Below are 19,983 nucleotides of genomic sequence, written 5' to 3'. Positions count from 1 at the left end.
ACCCCGTTTCGGCAATTCTCCGTTATATTTTCAACTCTCTCACAATCAGGGAGTCGTTTTCGAGCAGTACTACGACGGGTCTTCCCCACCATTCCTTCTCCATCCCAAGGTACGAGCCGACCTTGCTTCCGATCCGGACCTGTTTCGCCTCAAACGCTCCGGTCGTGATCGAGTGTCCCGGGGCCCGATTCAACCCGGCATGTGCGAGTCCCTTGAGTCGACCCCAGACAACGACGCTCCCGCCAGCGAGAACTTCCGCCCCGTCGTTGACGTGTCCTACAATGACGATATCTCCGTCGTGCTCCACGCGTTGTCCGGAACGAAGCGACCGGAGGAGGACAAGCGGTACGTCGGTGGCACTCCCATCCCGGGAGACCGGGGCACGATACTCGCCGACGTGAAACCCGATGGCCTTGAATCGGTTTTGCGTTTCCAGATCGAGCGATACCCAGGAAAGAATACGAAGTCCGGAATGCCAGATCGCACGAAGGAGTTCGAACAACGCGTCATTCCCGATCTTTCTTCCCTGAAAATCAAGTACCACGCCCATTCCGCCTAGAATTTCAGATGTCCGGGATTCGAGCATCCGGATGTCGGAGAGAAGGGAGGAATCGTCCATCCCCTCTGGAACGATCATCCGGACATGATCTTTCGCCCCCTTGAAGAGTATGTGTTCTTCGCGGTCCACTACAGGAAGAGAGGGGTCAACCATGTTGCTTCCTCCTTTTTCTACGGGACAGCGGTGTCCCGAGTATCCCGCGCAATCAGATACGAGAGAACCTGCCCGACAATCGGAGAGGCGACGCTGCTCCCATGTTCTCCCGCTTCGACAACGGCTACGGCGACATACCGCGGACGCTCCGCCGGCGCGTATCCGGCGAAGAGCGCGTGATCGTTTCCGTGAGCGTTCTGGGACGTCCCCGTTTTTCCCGCGACTGTTACGCCGTATGTCCCCGCGCGCCAGCCGGTCCCCTGACGGACGACATCGAGCAATCCCTTGCGGACAAGATTCATATTTTCCGGAGAATGCGCGATATGTACCGGAGGATTCCGGCCTTCTCCGAAAAGATACGGCGTCACGAGGAGCCCTCCATTCGCAAATGCTGCGTACATTCGCGCAATCTGCAAAGGCGTCATGAGCAAAAAACCCTGTCCGATCGAATAGTTGACGGTATCGCCCCTGTACCACGATTCCTTGAAACGTTCTTTTTTCCATTCAATGCCTGCGATATTCCCCTCGGCCTCGCCGGGAATGTCGAAGCCGGTTCTGGCACCAACGCCAAAACGTCTTCCCCATTCTATCAGGCGGTTGATACCGAGCTTCAGTCCCACCTGATAGAAGTATACATCACACGAATCCTGTAACGCCGATACCAGTCGAACCGTTCCGTGTCCACCGCGTTTCCAGCATTTGAACGTCCTGGTTCCGAGCTGATACTCCCCGGAGCAATAGTACGAGGTCGCTCCAGTCACTTCGTTTTCCTCGAGCGCGGCAAGCGCAACGAGTGCTTTGAAGGTTGACCCCGGCGGATAGACGCCTGATATCGCCCGGTCCATCATCGGATGCGTCGGATCATCCGTCAGGACGCTCCATTCCCTTGCCGAAACCCCCCAGGAAAGAGGATTGTTGTCGTAGGACGGAGACGTACAGAGAACGAGGACGGCGCCCGTGTACGCATCAAGCGCCACGACGGCTCCCCGAAATCCCCTGAGAAGGTCCGCGGCAAGTCGCTGCGCACCGAGGTCGAGTGTCAGCCTGATGTTCTTCCCCCTGACGGGAGCGCGGTAATCGAGACTTCGGATACGCCGTCCTCTCGCATCGACTTCAATGGCCTCCTCTCCGACTCTGCCTCGAAGCAAATCCTCGTAGGAACCCTCGATTCCACCCTTCCCTATCCTGTCTCCGCCGACATAATCCCCTTCAGGCTTCTGGCGGAGCTCACTTTCGCTGATCTCTCCCGCGTATCCGATTACGTTCGAAACGAGGCTTCCTGCAGGGTACGTCCGACGCCACACGGCCATCGGAAAGCACTGGGACGGGAAGTTCGGATCAGCGACGAGGTCGGCCATCTGCGGCAACGTGAGATTGGTGATCACGCGAACAACCCGGTATGGAGCCCAATACTGTCGCTTGACTGTCGCCGAAAGGTTTTCGGGGTCTATCGGGAATCCGTGTTTGCTCAGGACGAGAGAGAGGCGCTCGATCATACCGTCTCTCTCCAGATCGAGCGGGTACCCGAGGATATCGAACGTCGTGACGTTGACGGCGAGAGGAGAGCCGTTCCGGTCGAAAATCTCGCCGCGCGACGATGGAATTCGGACCAGGCGCAAGCGGTTGTCCCAAGCGAGTTTGACATATCGGTCCGAGTGCAGGATCTGAAAGAAATACAACCCGATAAACAGAAAGAGAATCGATGCCATCATGACGATACGCCAGAAACGTGCCCGGATTTCTATGACGGGTCTGAGATCAGGCATTCCACTTCCGCTCCAGATGTGCGATCAGAACACAGACGATCCCGACGACCGGAAGGAGATACCCCTGCTGTTGCAGCATCGTTCTGAAGACATCCTCTATTGGGAGCCCCCAGAGAACCAGTCTGGCGAGTGAAACAAGCGACTGACCGGCCCAGAGGAAAAACGCCGTAAGCCCGATGGTTCGTCCCGAGGAAGGAAGCGTGAGCCAGACCCACCGCCCCACGAGCAGAATGGAGACGGACAGAAAAGACGTCACTCCGGGAAAACCGAGCCATCGCAGATCGAAGATGACACCGCCCAGAAACGTACTCCAGACCGTCGCCGAAAACGATTCTGAACGATAAAGCGACCGATAGAGCATCAAAACGAGGAAAAGTTCCGGGATCATCAGGGGTCCTGACGCAAGAACCGCGAGAAAATCCTGCAGGAGCCACACCGCAAGACCGGGGAGCATCCCTTTTACCTCGGTTTTGGTCTCAGGATGCTTACAGAATACAGAAGCGACAGGGAAGCCCCCGTATCGAGACGATACGAAACAAACCCTCCATCGGAAGTCCGTGTCTGGGAGGAGAGTTTCCCTATCGCGATTCCCGGTGGCAGAATTTCGCTGATCATGGCGGTGCTTACCGTCATCCCCGGACGAACCGCGCGTCCCTCGGGGATGAACAGGAGCCAGACGCTGCCTTGTCCGTCTCCGGCAACGACGCCTAGATCGCGCGTCTCTTCAATGACAGCTGGAACCATCAGAGAGGAGGACGTTATCAGTTCCACCCACGAAAAAGAATTCTCGACGACTGTGGTGCGCCCGGCAAGCGCCCCCTTCTGCAGAACCGGCGTACCGGGGCGGATGCCATCCTTCAGCCCTCTGTCGATCAGCACCTCGGTCCACCACGCCTGCGGCGCGCGAAAAACGACCCTGGAATCCTCAATGGCCATATCAAGCTGACGCTTGATCGCACTGGTCTGCGCGCCTGCCATGTGCGATGCCAGTCCGAGACGCACGTTTTCTTCCTCAAGATATTGCAGCCGATCCAGGATTTTTTTCCTTTCGGCGAACCATGCGGCCCCGCTTCGGAAGCCATCTCGAAGTATGGCGGCCGGCGTCTCGGGGTACGAAAGCAAAACAGTAATAAGCGTTACGGGGTCGCGCAAAAGCTCCCTGTGCGGTGCGAACGCAAGCAACAACACACTCAGCACGAGGGCGACAAATCCATGGATCCAGTCAGTTCCCAGCGTCTTGAGTCGCACCGGACGCGGTCTCCGTCACAAGATTATCTGGACCCCTTCTCGACCGACATCAGAACCCTTTTCATGACGTCGAGATTGTCCAGAATCTTTCCAACTCCGCGGGCGACGGCAAAAAGCGGATCCTCAGCCACGATGACCGGCGTGTTGAGGGAACGGGAAAGTCGCTCAGAAAGCCCACGCAGCTGCGAAACGCCGCCGCTCATGATAATCCCCTGGTCGACGATATCCTTGGCGAGTTCGGGAGGCGTCTGTTCGAGCGCGACCTTGACCATGTCCTCGATCCTGAGAATGATCGGATCGATCGCCTCTCGGACTTCCACAGATGTGACGATATCCGCTTTCGGAAGTCCGTCCGCGAGATCGCGTCCCTTGACGGCCATCTCGAGCTCCGGTTCGAGAGGAAGCGCGGATCCGATCTGGATTTTCACCTCTTCGGCCGTCGTCTCGCCGATGAAGAGCGCATAGCGCTGCCGGAGCATCGCGACAATGGCGTTATCCATGTCCTTTCCGGCTGCGCGGAGAGAATTCGTGACGACGATCCCTCCGAGAGAAAGAACCGCGACCTCGCTTGTCCCTCCGCCGATATCGAGGATCATACTTCCCTTCGGCTCCTGAATCGGCATTCCCGCCCCAAGTGCAGCCGAAACCGGTTCTTCGATGACATAGGCCTCTTTCGCCCCAGCGCCAAGCGTCGCGTCGATCACGGCTTTCCTCTCGACTTCGGTAACCTCTGCCGGAACAGAGATGACGACACGCGGATGCGAGAGAAAAAAGCGTCCCCCGCTCGCGTACCGGAGGCAATGACGGATCAGTTCCTCCGTCATATCGAAATTCGCAATGACGCCGTCCTGCAGCGGCCATATCGTGGTTACGCCGGTCGGCGTTTTCCCCGACATTGCCTTCGCCTCGCGTCCGACCGCGATGATCTCGCTCGGCCCCCCCTTGGGCCTCCTTCTGACGGCCACAGCTGAAGGCTCATTGATAACGATCCCCTTGCCGCGAACGAAGACAACGATATTCGCGGTTCCGAGGTCGATTCCGACATCTGCTCCGAACATACCAGAGAGCGCTCTCAACACAACAATACCACCTTCAGCTTTCACAGTCCGGGGGGATCGCTACGGACCGCCCCTTCGCGACTATATAATGCCCCTGAAGACCTATGGACAATACGGACAAACGATCCTTTACATGACGCGTCAGAACGCGATCCTCGACACTTGGCAACAACGACCCGTCGGGGTGATTGTGGAGAAGCACGACCGATTTCGCGTCCAGACGAACGGCACGACGCAACAGATATTGTACATCCACAAACGCGCCATCCAAACCTCCGTACGATATCCTTTTCTCGTCAATCACGATTCCCTTCGAATCCAGCGAGAGAAAGATGACGAATTCCCGTTCCTCGTGGGCGAGCAGAGTGCTCCAGCACGCGATTCTCTCCGCAAAACCAGGGGCTTTTTCTTCGCCGCATTCGACCGTCACCCGTCTTGCCAGTTCCATGGCCGCAACGAGGGAACACGCTTTCGCATTCTTAATTCCGGGTATACGGTGCAGTTCTCCGAGAGTCGCGCGATAAAGTCCTCCAAGGCCGCCGAATTCCGAAAGGAGTTCCTCCGAGAGCTCCAGGACATTCTGCTTCGAATTCCCCGTCCTGAGCAGAATCGCAAGAAGTTCCACGAGAGAAAGCGCTTGGGGACCTTCCCGAAGAAGCCGCTCCCGCGGCATCTCAGCGGATGGAAGCGACCGTCCCTTCATCCCTTCCCCCCATCCGGCCAGAAGGGATTCGCCCGGCGCTCCGCGCCGATCGTGGTTTCGGGGCCATGGCCGGGCAGAACCCGCAAATCATCGGGAAACGACGCGAGTCTTCCGAGGGATTTCTCCAGAGCGTCGGAGTCCCCTCCCGGGAGGTCCGTCCTGCCGACGCTCCTTGCGAAGAGGGTGTCTCCTGAGACAAGAACCTGTTCATCCCCATCCATGACAAGAATGCAGACGCTTCCGGGAGTATGCCCCGGCGTCGCGAGAAACGAGAGTGTCATCCTTCCGACGGAGAACCCGTCCCCGTCGGATACGGTACGTCCGGGACGCACCGGGGACAACGAAACACCAAGCCATCGCGAGAGGCTTTCGTCAGGATCGGAAAGCATGGACGCGTCGCTGGCCGATATGGCAATTTCCGCTCCGGTGAACTCCGCAAGCCGGGAAACTCCTGCGACGTGATCGACATGACCGTGCGTAAGGAGAATCAACTTCAGAGTAAGCGATTTTTGCCGGATGTTCGAGATGACGTCCTCCGGATCTCCGCCGGGATCGACAAAAAAGGAAATTCCGTCTCCATCCGAGAAGAGATATCCGTTCGTCCAGAGCGGACCGAGCGGAAAACGTTCTATGCGCATTCGGGGTCACCCGCAGGCGAATCGACAATCAGCGTCACCGGGCCATCGTTGGAGAGAGAGACGACCATGTGCGTCTGAAACACTCCCGTAGCGACGCTCACTCCTCTGGAACGGACGCAGTCGACGACCTTCTCGTAAAGGACATTCGCGGCATCGGGAAGCGCGGCTCCGATAAACGAAGGACGCCGCCCCTTCCGGCAGTCACCATAAAGCGTAAACTGCGAAACGACCAGCATTTCTCCGCCTGTTTCCAGAAGCGACAGGTTCAGTTTCCCGTTTTCATCCTCGAAAATCCGGAGATTGATCAGTTTCTCCGCGATCCATTCGGCATCACGATCCCCGTCTCCCGAGCGAATTCCGAGAAGGACGCACAACCCGGAACCTATATGTCCGACAGAACGTCCTTCAACCGATACGGACGCCGAGGAAACCCGCTGTACGACAGCCCGCACTGTTTCACCCCCGAGTGATCTCTATGACGTTCTTCACGGCGTTCAGACGCGCGATCACGGCATAAAGATGTTCGATATCTCGAACTTTTATCTCTACTTTCATCCGGGCGATGTTGCCACCGACGACACTCGCCTTGATGCCCACGATACCGCCCTCCGCCGCCATGATAGCCTGGGCTATGTCGGCGAAAAGGCCGCTTCGGTCGGTCGCGTCGAGTTTTAACCGCGCGATGTATCGTTTGTTCATCGGGATCATACCCCAGGAGACTTCGATCGAGCGTTCCGGATGAGCGTTCTTCAGGTTCCGGCAGTCGATCCGGTGAATCGTGATCCCGCGCGTCCGTGTCGAATATCCGATGATGGTATCTCCCGGAACCGGCTGACAGCAACTCGAAAGAACGACCTGAACCCCTTCCGCGCCCTCGACGATGACTTCCGACTCGACTTTTTTCCCGGAAGTATGCTTCTCGAGCACGGAATCGGTCGCACCGGTTGCGGACGGGAGGCTCTGCTGCATTTTCGCGATAACTTTCTGAACGGCAATGCTCGGGCTTTGCGCTCCGGATCCGATCGCCGCAAGGAGATCCTCGCCGTTGGCCTGCCCCATGTCCTTGGCAACCCGGTTGAGCAGAGCCACAACATCCTCGTCGGCAAACAGCGGCTGCGATCCCCGACGCTGAAACTCTTTTTCCACAAGATCTCTGCCGCGTTGCAGCTTCTCGATTCTTTCGGTTTTCTCGATCTGCCGGAAATACGCGCGGATCTTTCCCCTGGCCTTGCCGCTTCGGGCAATCTTGAGCCAGTCTCTCGAAGGAACTCCCTGCGGCGAGGTGATAATCTTGATTATTTCTCCGTTTTTCAGTTCGTAACTCATCGGAACGATCCGGTTGTTCACCATCGCGCCGACGCATCGCGTCCCGACCTGCGTATGGATTGCGAAAGCGAAATCAATCGGGGTTGAGCCCTTTGGAAGAGACACGACCTTCCCTTGCGGCGTAAACACGAAAACTTCGGACGTGAGGACATCATCCTTGAGTCGTTCCATAAACTCGGACGGATCGGCCCCTTCGTGATCGCCCTCGATGGCCTGACGGATCCATGTCAGCTTCGCGTCGAGGTCGTCACGTTCCGATCCGCCTTCCTTATATCGCCAGTGCGCCGCAATGCCGTACTCCGCGAGCCTGTTCATCTCCCACGTTCGGATCTGCACTTCGAGAGGCTCGCCGGTCGGACCAACGACGGTCGTATGGAGAGATTGGTACATATTGCTCTTCGGGTTCGCGATGTAGTCGTCAAACTGACCGGGAATGGGCTTCCAGATCGTATGCACGACTCCAAGCACCGTGTAGCAGTCCGCAAGGGAATCGACGACAACCCGAAGGGCAAGGAGGTCATAGAGTTGCTCGACCGGCAACCCCTTTCGGTTCATCTTTTCAAAGATACTGTAGAAGTGCTTTGCTCGCCCCTTGACCTTGCACGCGATACCTTCTTCCTTCAAACGTTGCTGAAGGATCTCCATTGCCTTCCGGACGGTCGTTTCACGCTCCGGAAGTTTCGTTCTCACACGGCGCCTGATCTCATAATACATTTCAGGGTCGGAGTACTTGAACGCGAGATCCTCGAGTCCGCGTTTGACCTGATAAATTCCGAGCCGATGCGCGAGCGGAGCGTATATTTCGAGCGTTTCCTTGGCGATGCGTATTTGCTTGTCCCGCCGCAGGGCTCCGAGGGTTCGCATATTGTGCAGTCTGTCTGCAAGTTTTATGAGCACCACGCGGATATCCTTTGCCATAACGACGAACATCTTCCTGAGGTTTTCGGCCTGGTAGTCCTCGAAACTCTTGAAAGGCAGCTTTCCGAGCTTCGTCACACCTTCCACCAACGTGACGACATCGTTGCCGAAGTCTTTCGCTATAGCTTCCTTCGACGTATCCGTGTCTTCGAGAACGTCGTGAAGGATCGCGGCTACGAGCGTATCGATGTCGAGCTGCATATCGGAGAGGATCGACGCGACATTGATCGAATGGACGATATACGGATCCCCCGTCGATCGTTTCTGTTCGCCATGGGACTGCGCGGCCAGCACGAGAGCTTCTCCGAGTTTCATGAGCTCTTCGCGCTTCAGGTAATGAACGCCTTTCGACCACAGTTCGTGCCACGCAAACTTGACGGAAATGGTCCGTTCGCTTTCGGGCAATCGTCCGAGGTAACTGTCGCGCAGTCGCGCAGAATCCTTTCTGTCAATCTGAAGGGATTCATCCGATTGCTCGTCGGAATCGATCCGTTCGATTTCCCCTACGTTTCCGAGAAGGTCAACCATGGCCTATCATCCTTCAGTTCCCGACGACGACGTGATCGAGAATAAACTGAATCCTGCGGCTTCCGCGCCACATATCGATCCTCGGATGAAAAACATAGCCGGACACGTCGTCACGGTCGACAAGCGATGTGCCGTTGAACGCGAGTAGCGATACTCCATCGACATCGATACGAACATGCTCTCCGGTCTTTCCGAGGGGGAAGATCCGTTCGTTCCCGCAGGTTTCGAAGAAGAACAACGGGCACGGGTTGCCCGTGCCGAACGGTGCGATGCACCCGACGGATTCCCATTCATCGAGGGTGATATCAGCCGGATTCCAGGCAAGTGCCGAAACGGCGGGAGGTACGATCCGCACCGTTTCGAGAAGCCCTTCGAGTCTGTCGCGGACGGAATTCCACAGAGAGCTGGAAACTGAAAACCCCGCGGCATATCTGTGTCCACCCCAGGCGAGCAGGTCTCCTGATACCGTATCGAGAATTTCCATCGCGTTTCCGCCTTCCGGCACACGCAACGTCCCCCGAACCGATCCGTTCGTCGGAGCGGCAAGGACGATCGGCGTGCTCTTTTCGTTGCAGAGGCGGCTGGCAACTCCGCTCAGAACCCCGATAGGCCAGTCTTCGCCGAAAAGGACCCGGGCACCCTCGCGTTCGCGTTGCATACCGATCTCCTGCGCGAGACGGCTTGAAATCGTCTGCCGTTTCCGATTCAGGGCGATCAGTGTCTCGATATCCTCTTCCATGCCGGACGCGCCAAGCATCACATTCACGGCGGTATCGGCGCATTCGAGTCGCCCTGCAGCGTTGAGACAGGGAATCACCTTCATGGCGAGGTGTTCCTCGTTCACGTTCGGGAGTTCGAGTCCGAGACGACGGATCAGGCGCATGATTCCGGGACGTGGAGAGTGCCGTATCCTGCAGATTCCGGAACGAACGATCGCACGGTTCATCAGGTCGAGCGGCATGCAGTCAGCAATAGTCGCAAGAGCCGCAAGATCCGACAAGGCGCTCAGACGACTCCGTGGAACGATTTCAAAAATCCAGGCCCACGCCCAGAGGAGGGACGCGGCGCACAGTCGCTTTCCCGCGGCGTTTCCATCAATCTGGGGGTTGACCGTCACTCTATAGGGGGGAACTTCGCCGGGCGTATGGTGATCGAAGACAATGACCCGGATCCCTTGGCGTGATGCTTCCTCGAGGACGATGCCGTCCTTTGTGCCACAATCGACGACAATAAGCGTATTGCACCCCATCTCCGCGAGAGAAGAAACGACGCGCCGATGGATGCCATACCCCTCGCTGTGACGCTCCGGGATGAAATAGCGCACTTCGCGGGATTTGTATTTCGCGAGTTCTACGGCGAGGACAGTAGCCGAAATTCCGTCGACATCGTAGTCTCCGTAAACGACGACATTTCCGAAAGAGGGAACGGAAAGCCATTCCTCCTTCGCGAGAAGGGCTCCCTTTCCAAGATCGACCTCGTCCATCAAAGAATCAAGGCTCGGGCTGATCCAGGCCCGAGCCCGATCGATTTCACCCTCGGAATCGAATCCCCGCATTTCAAGAAGCGCCGCGACGAGCGGTGAACATTGGAGCGTTTTCTCCAACGTCAGCGAAAACGGGCCCGGAGCATAAACCCTGAGTCGCGACGTTTCGCAAAAAGACGGCACCTAGCCTCCCTGGCTTTCGGGGGAAGAATGGAATTCTTCCTCCGCCTCCGCGGGCTCTTCCGCCTCGACAATACCCGACGTCTCAGACTCTCCATGCTCCTTTACGACGAAGGGCGCGCGATCCAGAACGTCGGGAGTCGTCCGTATGGCTTTCAGAATATCTGCACGTTCTTCTTCAAGGCGTGCAATACGGTCGGCCTGCTCGCGGATAACCCTCCGGAATCGGCCTCGTCCCTCGATATGCGCGGAAACGGACACGATCCACATCAGGACGCATCCGGCCGCAAAGACAGACACCTCCCAGACCCCCTGGGGTATCTGCCTGGTCCACACGAAAAAACGGACGGTCACGTCACCGGGATTCTGATAGGAAAAAATCGCGGAGAGCAGCATGGCAAAGGCAATCGCCACCGTGTAGCTTCTCATTCGCTTCTCCTCCTTGTTTTATTTCGTTACTGGCAAGTGCTTTTGAATCTTGTCAAGAAAATACGACTTATCTTCCCGTTCGAGACTTCGCAGGTATCGTTCCCGCTCACCGCGCGACCAGACCGGATCGTACAGATCGGCAAGAATTTTCGAATATCGATCGAGCCCGTCGGCGCAGGGGCCGCGGAGGATCGCATCCAGACCTTTGTGACACGGTTGCGCTCCATACGCATCGACGAGCGTGCGCAGGATCTCCGGGTGATCCAGGATCAGACAGGGACGAAGGAGGTTGTCGTCGTCATACGGCTGCGCGTTGCGGATGGCCGTAAAAAACGGGCTTCGCGCGATCTCGACAAGGCTCTTCTCGCGAACGGAATCGACAGCGAACGGAACGAAGACACACGGTTCGACACGCCCGTCAGATATGATATGCCAATATCGCTCACCGCCGGCCATACATCCGTCAACGAACGGACCGTCATTCCAGAAATCACCGAGAAAGATCGGGAAACGTCGGTCTTTCCTCCATTCCGTTACCTTTCGGTGCAGGGTGACCCGGTCCTCCGGTGAAGCCATATAGGACACATCAGGTTTCGTACCGATCGGAACGTACTGAAAGAACCATCCTACCATACACCCCAATCCGATCATCGTCTGAAGAAAATCGTCACTCAAAAGGTACGGAGCAGATACATTCGTAAACGTCGCGCTGAAACCGAAAATGATTCCGGCATCTTTCATCCGTCGAAACGCGGCAAGAACGGCATCGTAGATTCCTTTTCCACGCCGCAGGTCAGTCTCTCGGACTCCTCCCTCGACGGATACCATTGGAAGGACGTTACCGCATTCAGCGAGGGTCCCGATCATGGAATCATCGATAAGTGTCCCGTTCGTATAAACTTGGAAGATGCAATCGTCATGTTTTCGCCAGAGGTCGGGAAGATCCCTTCGCGTAAATGCTTCTCCCCCCGTGAACGTGAAGAAAAACATCCCGAGATTTTTCGCTTCCGTCAGAATCCTGTCGAGTTCATCGAAGGACAGCTCCGCTCTCGTATCGTACTGCCCTGCGTAACAACCACGGCAGTTGAGATTACACTTCATCGTAGGACTGATTACGAGAAAGTTCGGAAGGTGGACTCCGAGTTCCCGTTCTCTTCGGTCCCGGGTCCCGCGTCCAAGTACCATGAAATTGACGACGAGATTGTGCACGAGCTTTTCGAGGCATCGCGGGTTCGCTTCGCGCGCAACTCTCTTGACAACTCCAACGAAGGGATCATCTGCGTCGATCATATCGGCGAGAAGTGAGAAACTTTCCCTGTGGTACTTGGCCGGAGCAATGCCGGAAATAAACCGGAAGAGCGAAGAGAGTTCCTCCACCCGCTCTTCAGCGGCAAGGCGCAGAACCTTTTCTGCAATTTTCCGGGACACGAATCCCCCGGCTTTGTCGATCAATGAAATGGTCACATGCATCATCTCCTCCGTCATGACCACGTCGCGTATCGAAAAAACCAAGCGATGCCGGAATCATTCTATTCTCCAGTTCTTCCGAAGTAAACCCGACGATCCTGTATAAAAAAGGGACGGGCATGAACTTCATGCCCGTCCCCAGAAAGGCAGAATCCCTGTCAGGCTTTCTGCGGTGAGCGGATTGACCATTCCGCCAGCAGCGCAGCGGCGATGAAAATCGAACTGTATGTTCCAACCACGATTCCGATCAGCATTGCAAAAGAAAACGGACGGACCACGGGCCCCCCCATGAAGAAAAGGGCGAGAACGGGAAGAAGCGTCGTCAGCGAGGTGTTGATCGTTCGCGAGAGAGTTTCGTTGATCGACGCGTTCAGAACGGAAAGGAGCCCTGAATTCCTCACATCTTTCCAGTTCTCGCGAACTCTGTCGAGAACAACGATCGTATCGTTCAGCGAATATCCGACGATCGTCAGAATCGCCGCAATGAATGTCGATGACACTTCCATACCCGTCAGACTGAAGGCGCCTATCGTGATAACCGAATCGTGCACAAGGGCAAGGACGCTGACCACCGCGAAACGGAACTGGAATCGGACCGTGATGTACAGCAGAATGCCGATAAGTGCGATGCAAAGGGCAATGACGGCTTCCTGACGGAGTTCCGATCCGACGACCGGGCCGACTTTCTCGAAGCGAACGATCTTTGCCCCTGGGAAGGAGGTCTTTAACGTCTCGGCGAGCACCTTGCGATCGTCTTCCTTGTCGGCGACAATCCTTATGATGACGCCTTTGGAGCTGTAGGCTTGAATGACCGAGTTCGCCTGATTCGTCTTCGCAAGTGCGTTCCGAACGTCTGCAACGGATACATCCTTCTCGAATTCCACCTGAACGAGGTTTCCCCCGGTGAAGTCGATCCCGAGATTCAAACCGCGAACCATAAGAAAGATCAGGCTCGCCAAGATACAAACCGCGCTGATCGTCAGCGCGAGACGCCGTTTCCCCATGAAATCGAAACGTGTCGTTTTCATGTCCTCTCCCCCTCTTCAGGACCGCTGCGTCCGTACGCCGGAGAAGACTTGGAGCAGTGCCCGCGTCACCACGACGTTACAGAAAACGCTCGAAACGATACCGATGCTGAGTGTCACGGCAAAGCCGCGGACCGGACCGCTGCCGAAGTAATAGAGAACCGCAGCCGCAATCAGGGTTGTTATGTTCGAATCGAGAATCGTCGTCAAGGCTTTCTTGAATCCGGCATCGATCGCGGCGAGGCGCGTCTTTCCGGCTCTAAGTTCTTCCTTCATCCGTTCGTAGATGAGTACGTTACCGTCCACCGCCATGCCGATCGTCAGAACAATACCCGCGATTCCGGGCATTGTCAGCGTTCCCTTGACCGCAATCATTCCCGCAAACAGTAAAAGGACGGCGACGGCAAGCGCGCAGTCGGCCGCGAGCCCAAGGAAGCGATAGTACAGGAGCATAAAGAGAAACACGAGCACTGCACCGAGAAGTCCGGCGCGGAGCCCCGAACGGATCGAATCGGCTCCCAGACTCGGACCGACCGAGCGGTTCTCGATGACTTCGACAGATACCGGAAGTGCGCCAGCTCGAAGCATGATGGCAAGGCGCTGAGCCTCGGGTACAGAAAATCTGCCGGAAATCTGAGCGTTCCCTCCGCTGATTCGCTCCTGAACAACCGGCGCCGAAACGACCAGACCGTCGAGAACGATCGCGATCTGCTTTCCGACGTTATCTGCAGTCGCCTTGTCGAAGAGATCCGCCCCTTCGGAGTTGAATGCGAGAGTGACGACCGGACGTCCGATATTGTCATAGGAAGTTTTCGCATCTTTCAGATGCTTCCCGCTGACAAGGGCCTTGCCGAGGAGAAACGCTCTTCCGTCTGCATCCGAAGCGACGATGATCCCCTCGAACGGATTCGCCTTTTTTTTCAGAGAATCGCGTTGCGCGTCGATGTCCGCTTTCGCGGCATCCCAACGCTTCTTCGCCTGATTGAATTCGTCGTCGCTTCCGTAATTCTTGCGCTGTGGTCCGGGCGGGACCGGTTGAGTCGCTTCGAGAACCTTGCGGAACTCGAGAAGAGCTGTCTTTCCGATCAGCTCGAGCGCCGCTTCAGGATCCTGAACACCCGGGAGATCGATGATTACACGGTCTCGCCCCTGTCGCTGGATGACGGGCTCCGCGACGCCATACTGGTCGATTCTGTTTCGGAGCACAGCGAGCAAACGCGCCAGGCTGTCCTCATTCACCGGGTTTTCCGGAGTACCTTTCGCCTGGAGAACGATATGCGCTCCGCCTTTCAGGTCAAGACCGAGCTTGATTCTCCCGTTGACGGGAAAAACTGCGACGAGGGCGGCCACGACTACGAAAAAAACGATTCCTAGCCGCCATCGGTCTTTTCTCAGCATCCCAAATTCCTCCTCACGAGAACTGCATATAGAATGGACGCACATAACAATACAATAAGGAAAACAGATATAGCGGACGCCCGACGCCGCTATATCTGTCAGATCCTCTAAATTGCAAAGAGCTTATTTCTCAGGAGTTTCTTCTTTCGCGGGTTCGTTTCCCGATGATTTCGGCGCCTCCGTCGAACGCTTGCTCGATACGGAGCTCTTGAGGATCCGGACCTTGACGCCATCGGAAATCTCGATGATGAAACTGTCGTCCTTGACTTCCCGTATGACTCCGAAGAAACCTCCCGCAGTTACTACCTGATCACCGCGCGTCATGGACGCGAGAAGCTCGTCATGCTGCCGTTGCCGCTTCTTCTGCGGGCGGATAATGAAGAAGTAGAAGATGAGAACGAAAAGAGCCAAAGGGAACAGCATTCCCAGAATGCCCCCCTGCGCTCCTCCCTGACCTCCAGCCATTTGTCCGCATTGCTGCTGATTCAAAGACACACGCCTCCTCTATCGATATGCTGCCGTCCGCAATATTTGGCGCTTTATTGTACCATCCACCCGGGGAAAGGGTCACTCTTCGCAATCCTTGAGGTAAAAGAGAAGCTTTTCAAGTTCGACGGAGATATCCACACTGTAAACGAGAACGTCGGGTGGGGTTACGATAGAAACGGGAGAGAAATTCAGTATTCCGCGTACACCGCCGACCGATGTCAGATTGTCCACACACGACTGCGCAACAGAGGAGGGAACCGTCAGGATGATTACCTGGATACTCAGCTTCCGGATAACGTCCGCCGCGGAATCCATGTGGTAGCAGGGGATTCCCATGATTTTCGTTCCAATCTTCTCCGGAGCGATATCAAAGAGTGCCTGAATGTCAAACTTCTCGCTCCTGAAAGCCCGATGTCCGAGCAACGCCTCGCCCAATCTCCCGACTCCGACGAGCGCGATCGGCCACTTCTTCGGGGATGCGAGAATTTCACTCACATGTTCAAACAGGCGATCGACGTGGTATCCGACGCCTCGTTTTCCGATTTCGCCGAAGTACGACAGATCCTTCCGGACCTGACTTGCCTTGAGCGATAACATCTGACCGATCTCTTGCGAGGAAACGACTTTTCTTCCCTCAGAGGAGAGTTGTTCCAGCAGACGATGGTACTGTACAAGACGCTCCACCGTCGGCTCGGCAATTCTCATGCTTTCCGCCCTCCGTCCCAGAATACGCCCGCCTTCATTACCCCTTATACGCAATGACCTCGATCTCCACAAGTGCTCCTTTCGGCAGGGCTCCAACCTGAACGAATGAGCGCGAGGGCGGCTCTGACGTGAAGAAACGCGCGTAAACCTCGTTTACGACAGGGAATGCTCCCATGTCCGTCGCAAATACGGTAGCCTTGACGACATTCCGGAGTGAAAGTCCTTCGGATGCCAGGAGAGCACTGACATTTTTCAACACCTGATCCGTCTGTTCGGCGAATCCTCCGGCAACCATCGTGCCGGTTTCCGGATCGATGGGAATCTGCCCCGAACAGAAAACAAAATCACCGGCGACGATCGCCTGACTGTACGGGCCAACGGCGGCGGGGGCGGATTTTGTTGCGACGATACGCTTCATTCAAAACACCTCCATCAGGATATTTTCGGCAAAAAAGACAGTGTCAGAGCGCACAGCGGATGCGTGAGGTTCCGGCATAAACGCTCTTTTCGCCCAGTTCTTCATGAATACGCAACAACTGATTGTATTTCGCGACCCGATCGATTCGTGCCGGAGCGCCGGTCTTTATCTGTCCGGCAGCCGTGGCGACCGCAAGGTCGCTTATGAATGAATCATCCGTTTCGCCGGAACGATGTGAAATAACTGGAGAATATCCGTTCCGGACAGCCATGTCGATGACACGCAATGTTTCCGTCAACGTTCCGATCTGATTGAGCTTGATGAGAATCGAGTTCGCAATTTCTTCGCGAACTCCACGAGAAAGACGATCGGGGTTGGTAACGAACAGATCGTCTCCAATTATTTGGATCTTCTTTCCGAGACGTCCCGTAAGAAGTGACCATCCATCCCAATCTTCTTCCGACATTCCGTCTTCGATGGAAACTATCGGGAATTCGTGAACCAGATCTTCATAGTAGGAGACGAGTTCTTCAGGGGAAAATCTCCGCGCCTCTCCTTCGAATGTGTAGACGCCGCTACCGTAGAGCCCGGACGCCGCTACGTCGAGAGCGAGAAAAACATCCCTGCCGGGTTCATACCCGGCCTTCGATATCGCCTCCACGATCAGTGAAAGTGCTTCACGATTCGTCGCGAGGTTCGGGGCGAAGCCTCCCTCGTCTCCGACACCGGTACTCAGTCCCCTTCTCTTCAAAATCCCCTTGAGGGTATGATAGATCTCAACTGCCGTCCGCAATCCCTCGGGAAAATCCGGAGCGCCTGCGGGGACAATCATGAACTCCTGAATATCGAGCGTGTTATCGGCGTGCGCCCCGCCGTTCACGATATTCATGAGAGGCGTCGGAAGAACGAAGGGCCCCAGACCACCGATATAGGACCAGAGCGGAACATCCTGCTCGACGGCAGCCGCGCGGGCACATGCCAGCGAAACGCCGAGAATGGAGTTGGCTCCCAATCTTGACTTGTTCGCAGTACCATCGAGATCGATCATCGCCATGTCGATTTCTTCCTGTGAAGAAGGGTCCATGCCGACAATCTCAGGGGCTATCGTATCGTTGACGGAGGAAAGCGCTTCAACGACTCCCTTGCCACAATATCTCGTTCCACCGTCGCGAAGCTCGATTGCCTCGAAAGATCCCGTCGACGCCCCGGAAGGAACGGACGCTCGCCCGAGAACACCATCCTCAGTCCAGACTTCGACTTCTACGGTCGGGTTTCCCCTGGAATCAAGTATTTCCCGACCATGAACGCCGATAATAGAACTCATCAACTTCCTCCCTTCTCTCCGCCCTGCGGAAAACAATCGTTCCTACCACGGCCGCGTCGCCGGATCGACTTTCCGTTCCTCGATAACTTCAAAAGCGATGATCCCGGCTCTTCTGAGCCGCGGCTCGTCATCCTCAAGAACGCGGATACGTACGAGACGCGTTGCATAGGCAACATCGACGATATCTCCCCTCTGAACAGGAGAAGCCGCTTTTATGGAGCGCTCGTTGATCCTGACCGCTCCGATTTCCACCATTTCCTGCGCAATCGTCCGTCTTTTGACGAGACGGGATAGCTTCAGAAACAGATCAATTCGTATCATGTTCAGAGAGACACAAACCCGGAAGAGTATAGCAAAACATCGCTTCTCATTTCAATTGCTCCTTCCCGTTCGCTTGAGAGCGGCACCGAGTTCGCCGAAACGTTTAATTCCGTCCGCTGTTGCAACGCCGCGTTGCATTGACTCCCGGAGGAGTTCATACTCCCTTTTATCGCGAAGGCGCCCAAGTTCGGCAAGCAGGATATTCCATCCGTCACAACCGCCGAATGCTTCCGAAGCCTCTCCTCCGAGCGCAAGAACGTTCAGAGGTACTTTCTCGCCCATCGAAAGCCACTGGGATTCGAGATCCTGTGGAGATGACCCCGAAAGAATCGCCTCCGCGACATTGCGCACCGTTTCATGTGACAGGAGTCCCAACAGTCGGCCGGGATCGCAGTCACGCCGTCTCGCTGCGTCTCGCCAGAGCATGTAGCAGAGCGCGGCCTCCATGTGCGGATACGCCTCCGTCTTTTTCGGACCGGAACTCTTTCCCTTCGCCATCATTGCGTCCGTTTCCGATTCTTTTCGGCCCGGCACAGAAGCGGCGAGAAGCGACCTGAGAACGTGCGGAAAAACTCCCAGAGCCTTCGCGGCCTCTGCGATGTGACATTCAGCATCCACAGGTCCAAGCGATCTCAACGTCTCAATAATATCGTCCGTCGCCCGTTTCCTCGTCTCCGGAGAGTCGAGTTCTCCCCGACGCATCGCTATGTGGTATGAAACAAGAGGGAGTGCGTTCTGCACGGCCGCATCAAATAGAGAGAGGCCATCCGGAGTCTGGAGGAGTTCGTCGGGGTCCTTGCCGAGGGGGATCCTGACAACGGAAACCGAAAGTCCTGCCTTCCGGAGAATATACATGCCCCGGATCGTCGCTTCCTGTCCCGCCGCATCGGCGTCATAACAGATGAGGCACCGGTCGGCAAGGCGATGAAGCTGTTCCGCCTGTTCTTCGGTCAGTGACGTTCCGAGTGAGGCGACCGCCTCGGAATACCCACACGTCTGGAGACGAAGAGCGTCCATGTACCCTTCGACAAGAATGGTACGTTTCTTCTCCCGGATCGACTGCTTGGCATCGTTGAGGAGATAGAGCGTCTTCCTCTTGCTGTACAAAACCCCTTCGGGACTGTTGATGTACTTCGCGCCCTCTCCGTCGATGATGCGTCCGCCGAACGCCACGAGCCTCCCGGAGCCATCTCTGATCGGGAAGATGATTCGTCCGCGGAAACGATCGTATACACCGTGCTTCCCCTGCATTACAAGACCGCAATCAGTTGCATCCTTCGAGGACACTCCGTTTTTCTGCAGGAAACTCCAGAGCCCATCCCAGGATGATGGGGCCCATCCTATGGAAAACCGATCGAGGATTTCCGGAGACGCGAAATTCCGTCGTTTCAGATATGCACGAGCGACCTCTCCCTCGCGATCCCTGAGACGGTCGCGAAACCAGCGCAACGTCGCTTCCATGACATCCGTCAGTGTACGCGTCTCTCTCTTTTCATGCTTCGGGAGTTCGACTCCGACTCTTTCCGCAAGCATCTCCAGCGTCGATGGGAAATCGAGTCCCTCAATCTCCATGACGAAACTGATTACATCCCCCCCTCTGTTGCATCCGAAGCAATGATAGGTCTGCCTCTCCTGGGATACCGAGAAGGAAGGCGTTTTTTCGGAATGAAAGGGACACAGCCCCTGGTAGTTCTTCCCTGCCTTCCGGAGTCGGACATATTCCCCGATGACCTCGACGATATCGAGACGTTCCTTGACGCGTTGCACTGAATCGGACATAAGCCCTCCCATTTCGATGAAGAGCGGGGGGAGGGACCTCCGTCCCTCCCCCCGCCAAACGGGTCTTT

At 56.1% G+C, this 19,983-nt stretch carries 20 protein-coding genes; all 20 read right to left on the bottom strand.

What is annotated here, in order from left to right:
• Window positions 1-22 precede the first annotated feature (22 nt).
• The 20 genes from ACZ5IU_RS14145 to dnaG all read right to left on the bottom strand — a co-directional run bounded on the left by ACZ5IU_RS14145 (window position 23) and on the right by dnaG (window position 19,915).
• Window positions 23-712: a septum site-determining protein MinC gene (locus ACZ5IU_RS14145; RefSeq protein WP_464418425.1), complete on the bottom strand. Its 690-nt coding sequence runs from the start codon at window positions 710-712 to the stop codon at window positions 23-25.
• 17 nt (window positions 713-729) lie between these two features.
• A complete protein-coding gene (gene mrdA / locus ACZ5IU_RS14140; RefSeq protein ID WP_464418423.1) occupies window positions 730-2,478 on the bottom strand; it encodes a penicillin-binding protein 2 in 1,749 nt (582 codons plus the stop codon).
• Entirely contained in the window at window positions 2,471-2,932 is a 462-nt protein-coding gene (locus tag ACZ5IU_RS14135) for a hypothetical protein (RefSeq protein WP_464418421.1), read from the bottom strand. Before ACZ5IU_RS14135 ends, mrdA begins: the two co-directional genes overlap by 8 nt.
• Window positions 2,933-2,937: 5 nt before the next feature.
• Window positions 2,938-3,726 (bottom strand): rod shape-determining protein MreC, encoded by a 789-nt coding sequence (locus tag ACZ5IU_RS14130; protein WP_464418419.1) that lies wholly within the window; start codon window positions 3,724-3,726, stop codon window positions 2,938-2,940.
• Window positions 3,727-3,749: 23 nt separating this feature from the next.
• Window positions 3,750-4,784 carry a rod shape-determining protein MreB gene (gene mreB / locus ACZ5IU_RS14125; RefSeq protein ID WP_464418417.1) on the bottom strand — a complete coding sequence of 345 codons (1,035 nt, stop codon included), beginning with the start codon at window positions 4,782-4,784 and terminating at the stop codon, window positions 3,750-3,752.
• Window positions 4,785-4,818: 34 nt separating this feature from the next.
• Window positions 4,819-5,487 (bottom strand): JAB domain-containing protein, encoded by a 669-nt coding sequence (locus ACZ5IU_RS14120; protein ID WP_464418415.1) that lies wholly within the window; start codon window positions 5,485-5,487, stop codon window positions 4,819-4,821.
• The gene (locus tag ACZ5IU_RS14115; protein ID WP_464418413.1) at window positions 5,484-6,125 is read right to left on the bottom strand and encodes an MBL fold metallo-hydrolase; all 642 of its coding nucleotides are present in this window, start codon (window positions 6,123-6,125) and stop codon (window positions 5,484-5,486) included. Before ACZ5IU_RS14115 ends, ACZ5IU_RS14120 begins: the two co-directional genes overlap by 4 nt.
• A complete protein-coding gene (gene dtd, locus ACZ5IU_RS14110; RefSeq protein WP_464418411.1) occupies window positions 6,116-6,577 on the bottom strand; it encodes a D-aminoacyl-tRNA deacylase in 462 nt (153 codons plus the stop codon). Before dtd ends, ACZ5IU_RS14115 begins: the two co-directional genes overlap by 10 nt.
• A gap of 4 nt (window positions 6,578-6,581) precedes the next feature.
• Window positions 6,582-8,897: a RelA/SpoT family protein gene (locus ACZ5IU_RS14105; protein ID WP_464418409.1), complete on the bottom strand. Its 2,316-nt coding sequence runs from the start codon at window positions 8,895-8,897 to the stop codon at window positions 6,582-6,584.
• A 13-nt stretch (window positions 8,898-8,910) separates the two neighbouring features.
• Window positions 8,911-10,380, bottom strand: coding sequence for a single-stranded-DNA-specific exonuclease RecJ (locus tag ACZ5IU_RS14100; RefSeq protein ID WP_464418407.1), 1,470 nt, complete (start codon window positions 10,378-10,380; stop codon window positions 8,911-8,913).
• A gap of 183 nt (window positions 10,381-10,563) precedes the next feature.
• Complete coding sequence (locus tag ACZ5IU_RS14095; RefSeq protein WP_464418405.1) at window positions 10,564-10,989, bottom strand: LapA family protein; 426 nt, start codon at window positions 10,987-10,989, stop codon at window positions 10,564-10,566.
• Window positions 10,990-11,007: 18 nt separating this feature from the next.
• Entirely contained in the window at window positions 11,008-12,453 is a 1,446-nt protein-coding gene (locus tag ACZ5IU_RS14090; protein ID WP_464418403.1) for a radical SAM/SPASM domain-containing protein, read from the bottom strand.
• A gap of 161 nt (window positions 12,454-12,614) precedes the next feature.
• Complete coding sequence (gene secF / locus ACZ5IU_RS14085; RefSeq protein WP_464418401.1) at window positions 12,615-13,484, bottom strand: protein translocase subunit SecF; 870 nt, start codon at window positions 13,482-13,484, stop codon at window positions 12,615-12,617.
• Window positions 13,485-13,499: 15 nt separating this feature from the next.
• Window positions 13,500-14,879, bottom strand: coding sequence for a protein translocase subunit SecD (gene secD / locus ACZ5IU_RS14080; RefSeq protein WP_464418399.1), 1,380 nt, complete (start codon window positions 14,877-14,879; stop codon window positions 13,500-13,502).
• 123 nt (window positions 14,880-15,002) lie between these two features.
• The gene (yajC, locus tag ACZ5IU_RS14075; protein WP_464421933.1) at window positions 15,003-15,302 is read right to left on the bottom strand and encodes a preprotein translocase subunit YajC; all 300 of its coding nucleotides are present in this window, start codon (window positions 15,300-15,302) and stop codon (window positions 15,003-15,005) included.
• 144 nt (window positions 15,303-15,446) lie between these two features.
• Complete coding sequence (locus ACZ5IU_RS14070; protein ID WP_464418397.1) at window positions 15,447-16,073, bottom strand: redox-sensing transcriptional repressor Rex; 627 nt, start codon at window positions 16,071-16,073, stop codon at window positions 15,447-15,449.
• A gap of 37 nt (window positions 16,074-16,110) precedes the next feature.
• Window positions 16,111-16,491, bottom strand: coding sequence for a RidA family protein (locus ACZ5IU_RS14065; protein ID WP_464418395.1), 381 nt, complete (start codon window positions 16,489-16,491; stop codon window positions 16,111-16,113).
• Between the two features lie 43 nt (window positions 16,492-16,534).
• Window positions 16,535-17,815, bottom strand: a complete 1,281-nt coding sequence (gene eno, locus ACZ5IU_RS14060; protein ID WP_464418393.1) for a phosphopyruvate hydratase — start codon at window positions 17,813-17,815, stop codon at window positions 16,535-16,537.
• 42 nt (window positions 17,816-17,857) lie between these two features.
• Window positions 17,858-18,136, bottom strand: coding sequence for a S4 domain-containing protein (locus tag ACZ5IU_RS14055; protein WP_464418391.1), 279 nt, complete (start codon window positions 18,134-18,136; stop codon window positions 17,858-17,860).
• A gap of 51 nt (window positions 18,137-18,187) precedes the next feature.
• Complete coding sequence (gene dnaG / locus ACZ5IU_RS14050; protein ID WP_464418389.1) at window positions 18,188-19,915, bottom strand: DNA primase; 1,728 nt, start codon at window positions 19,913-19,915, stop codon at window positions 18,188-18,190.
• Between the last annotated feature and the right edge of the window lie 68 nt (window positions 19,916-19,983).

It is taken from the genome of Lactivibrio alcoholicus, from assembly GCF_055390895.1.
This window is presented reverse-complemented; position numbering and strand designations above follow the sequence as displayed.